Raw genomic sequence first — 3,609 nt, forward strand, 5'->3', positions numbered from 1 at the left:
TGTCCACCACCAGGTTGGCTCCTCCAAAGCGATTCCCTGCTGTTCGAACACCCACACCTGCCCGGCCTTCTCCCGCACGTCGCGGGTGGCGTCTACGACGTCGCGCTTGTTCGAGGTGACGAGCACCCCGCCGGGAGCGGCCAGGATCGCCGGCACGGCGCGGCTGGTCGTCTTACCGGTGCGCGGTGTTTCTGACAGGTTGAAGTGGCCCAGGCTCGTCACCTCGATTTGGCCCAATGTGGGTCTTGTCGGTGTGGCTGTGACGGTTTGATTTGGCCAACCCCTGAGCGTGTTCTCGTTCGTATTGGACGAGGAGGGTCAGTTGGGGTCGAGAGTGGATCTATTTGCCGAGATTCGTCGGGCGGCGCGCGTCGAGGAGTTGTCGGTGAACGCGCTGTCCAAGCGGTTCCGAGTTCATCGGCGCACCGTTCGGCAGGCATTGGAGTCGCCGTCGCCGCCGCCGCGTAAGACGCCGGTGAGGTCGTCGCCGAAGATCGGCCCGTTTAAGGACACGATCGATGGCATGCTTCGGGCGAATCTGACTGCGCCGAGGAAGCAGCGTCAGACGGTGACGCGGATTCACGCTCGGCTGCTGGACGAGTTCGGAGCTGATCTCTCCTATGCCTCGGTCAGGGATTACTGCGCCAGGCGAAAGCCGGAGATCGCGGCCGAGGCTGGCTACCTCCCGGATGTCTTTGTTCCGCAAGAGCACGCATCGGGCGCCGAGGCGGAAGTCGACTTTGGTGAGGTCTGGGTGATCCTGGCCGGTATCAAGACCAAGTGCCACATGTTCACCTTCCGGCTCTCACACTCCGGCAAAGCGGTCCACCGGGTCTATTCGACACAGTCGCAGGAAGCCTTCCTTGAGGGCCACATCGATGCGTTCGAGGACATCGGCGGGATCCCGACCCTCCACATCAAATACGACAACCTCACGGCTGCGGTGAAGACGGTGATCTATGGCTCCGACCGGCGCCGGGTTGAGAACGACCGTTGGGTGCTGTTCCGCTCCCACTATGGGTTCGATGCGTTCTACTGCCAGCCAGGCATTGAGGGCGCGCACGAGAAGGGCGGCGTTGAGGGCGAGGTGGGCAGGTTCCGTCGCACCTGGCTTTCGCCCATGCCGGAGGTTGACACGCTCGCGGAGCTAAATGAGAAGATCCGAGGTTGGGATCTCCGTGACGAGGACCGCCGCGTTAGCCAACGCCGCTGCAAGGTCGGCGCGGACTTCGCCCTTGAGCGGCCGCTGTTGGGGCCTCTGCCGACGGAGCGGTTCGATCCCGGGCTGGTGCTTCATCCACGGGTTGACCGGTCGAGCCTGATCACGGTCCGGATGGCGAAGTATTCAGTTCCCGCACGGTTGATCGGCCGGAAGGTCCGCGTTTCGCTGCGCGCGTCGGAGGTTGCTGTTTTCGAGGGCCACACCGAGGTCGCCCGTCACGAGCGCGTGGTCGTCAAAGGCGGCGAGTCGATCGTGTTGGACCACTACCTTGAGGTGCTGCGGAAGAAGCCAGGCGCGTTCCCTGGCTCGATCGCGCTCTCGCAAGCACGCCAGGCCGGGGTGTTCTCGACCGCTCATGAGGCGTTCTGGCAGGAATCGCGGAAGGTCAACGGCGATGCCGCCGGCACTCGCGAGCTGATCGAAGTTCTCCTGCTGCACCGCAACATGCGCGCCGCTGATGTGATCGCCGGCATCCGCGCGGCACTGACCGTCGGGGCCGTCTCGGCCGATGTCGTCGCGGTCGAGGCTCGCCTCCACGCAGGGGGGTCCATTTCTAACCGTCATCTCGTCGAACAACGCGACGGCCAGGAGCAGCGAGTTGTCAGTCTCACCCAGCGACGCCTCACTGACCCTGGAGCGGTGATCGCGGGGCTTCCACCAGACACCCGGCCCATGCCGAGCGTCACCGCCTACGACGACCTGCTGAAACGACGCCCCACCTTCACCGCCCCGACCACTCCCGATAAAGAAGGAACAACGAACACATGAGCCCCACCTCAACATCGATCACTACCACGCTGCGCCGGCAACGCGGGATGACAGAGGAAGCGGCCGCGGCCGCGGTCGATCAAGCCTGCCGGCGTCTGCGGCTCCCGACTGTCCGAGCGGTCATGGACGAGGCCATCACCGTCGCCAATCGGGAGCAGCTGTCCTACCAAGGCTTTCTTGCGGAGTTGCTTCTGGCCGAATGCGACGACCGGGACCGCCGCTCCACCATCCGCCGCGTCAACGGGGCCGGCTTCCCCCGGCAGAAGTGGTTGGGCGACTTCGACTTCGACGCCAACCCGAACATCAACCCGGCGACCATCCACACCCTCGCGACCGGGGACTGGATCCGCCGCGGCGACCCGCTCTGCCTGATCGGCGACTCCGGCACCGGCAAGAGCCACCTCCTCATCGGCCTCGGCACCGCCGCGGCGGAGAAGGGCTACCGGGTGAAGTTCACCCTCGCCACCAAACTCGTCAACGAACTCGTCGAAGCCGCCGATGAGAAACAGCTGGCTCGCACCATCGCCCGCTACGGCCGGGTCGACCTGCTCTGCATCGACGAGCTCGGCTACATGGAGCTCGACCGCCGCGGCGCAGAGCTCCTCTTCCAAGTCCTCACCGAAAGGGAGGAGAAGGCCTCCGTCGCGATCGCCTCCAACGAGTCATTCTCCGGCTGGACCAAGACCTTCACCGACCCCAGGCTCTGCGCCGCGATCGTCGACCGGCTCACCTTCAACGGCCACATCATCGAATCCGGAACCGAGTCTTACCGGCTGGCCCACACCCGAACCAACAGTCCATGACCGATCGCTAGGCGCGAAGCCGAGATCCGGGCTGATGGCGGTTGCTGTCATCACGCCGCTTGTACCCCGATGAGCTTTGCTTTGCCGTCCACAAGTTCGAAGACTTCGTCGCACAGTTGCTGCACGTGCTCCTTTTGGTGACTCGTAAACAAAATTGTGGTGCCCTTCGCCTGCTCTGCGCGAAGCTCGCTGACGAGCCGTGTCACGCTGCTCTCATCCAACGCGTTGAACGGCTCGTCGAGCAGTAGCACCTCAGGTTTTTCGAGGAGCGCCTGGGCGATGGACAGTTTTTGCTTCATTCCAAGGGAGAACGTCCGAACCCGCTTCTTCGTTCCTACATCCAGCCCAACCCGGGCGAGGGCTTCTCGCACATCGTCGATACCCGACACCCCCCGAATCCGAGCTAGTTGCAGGAGGTTTTCTTGCGCAGTTGCGTTAGCTAAGAAAGCCGGCCCGTTGATCGTCACGCCGAATTTCTCCGGGAAGGTTCGCTTGCTGGATAGAAAGCGAGGATTGACGATCACCTCGCCCTCGTCGGGGAACTCGAAACCACAAATCAGCTTCAGCAGCACGGATTTTCCCGACCCATTCGGGCCAGTCAGTCCGTACGTTTTCCCTTCCTCAAGCGTGAGACTGAGACCCCGGAACACACTCGTGCGGGCGTGAGGAACGGATTGGTGACAACTGATCGTTAGTGCCGGGAGGCGCTGACGGGGAGGATGTCATCATGCCCGGCCCCTATCCCAGAGAGTTCCGCGAGGACGTCGTTGCGGTTGCTCGCAGCCGCGAGAGCGGCGTCACCATCAAACAGATCGC

The 3,609-nt window shown here is 63.5% G+C and carries 4 protein-coding genes; 2 read left to right on the forward strand and 2 right to left on the reverse strand.

Annotated features, from left to right (window positions below):
• On the reverse strand, positions 1-222 hold a 222-nt coding region (locus JNB50_RS19665; protein ID WP_307794805.1), incomplete at its 3' end, for a type IV secretory system conjugative DNA transfer family protein.
• A gap of 100 nt (positions 223-322) precedes the next feature.
• Here JNB50_RS19665 and istA point away from each other — a divergent pair.
• Entirely contained in the window at positions 323-1,990 is a 1,668-nt protein-coding gene (istA, locus tag JNB50_RS19670) for an IS21 family transposase (RefSeq protein WP_208041846.1), read from the forward strand.
• Complete coding sequence (gene istB / locus JNB50_RS19675; RefSeq protein WP_208041845.1) at positions 1,987-2,793, forward strand: IS21-like element helper ATPase IstB; 807 nt, start codon at positions 1,987-1,989, stop codon at positions 2,791-2,793. Before istA ends, istB begins: the two co-directional genes overlap by 4 nt.
• A gap of 50 nt (positions 2,794-2,843) precedes the next feature.
• Here istB and JNB50_RS19680 read toward each other — a convergent pair whose 3' ends face one another.
• The gene (locus JNB50_RS19680; protein WP_307794806.1) at positions 2,844-3,443 is read right to left on the reverse strand and encodes an ABC transporter ATP-binding protein; all 600 of its coding nucleotides are present in this window, start codon (positions 3,441-3,443) and stop codon (positions 2,844-2,846) included.
• Positions 3,444-3,609 lie beyond the last annotated feature (166 nt).

It is taken from the genome of Leifsonia sp. TF02-11, from assembly GCF_017565305.1.
Classification (GTDB): domain Bacteria; phylum Actinomycetota; class Actinomycetes; order Actinomycetales; family Microbacteriaceae; genus Leifsonia.

Bases quoted from the DNA above. Each gene is read 5' to 3' on its own strand.
- istB (WP_208041845.1), top strand. From the start codon at position 1,987: ATGAGCCCCACCTCAACATCGATCACTACCACGCTGCGCCGGCAACGC.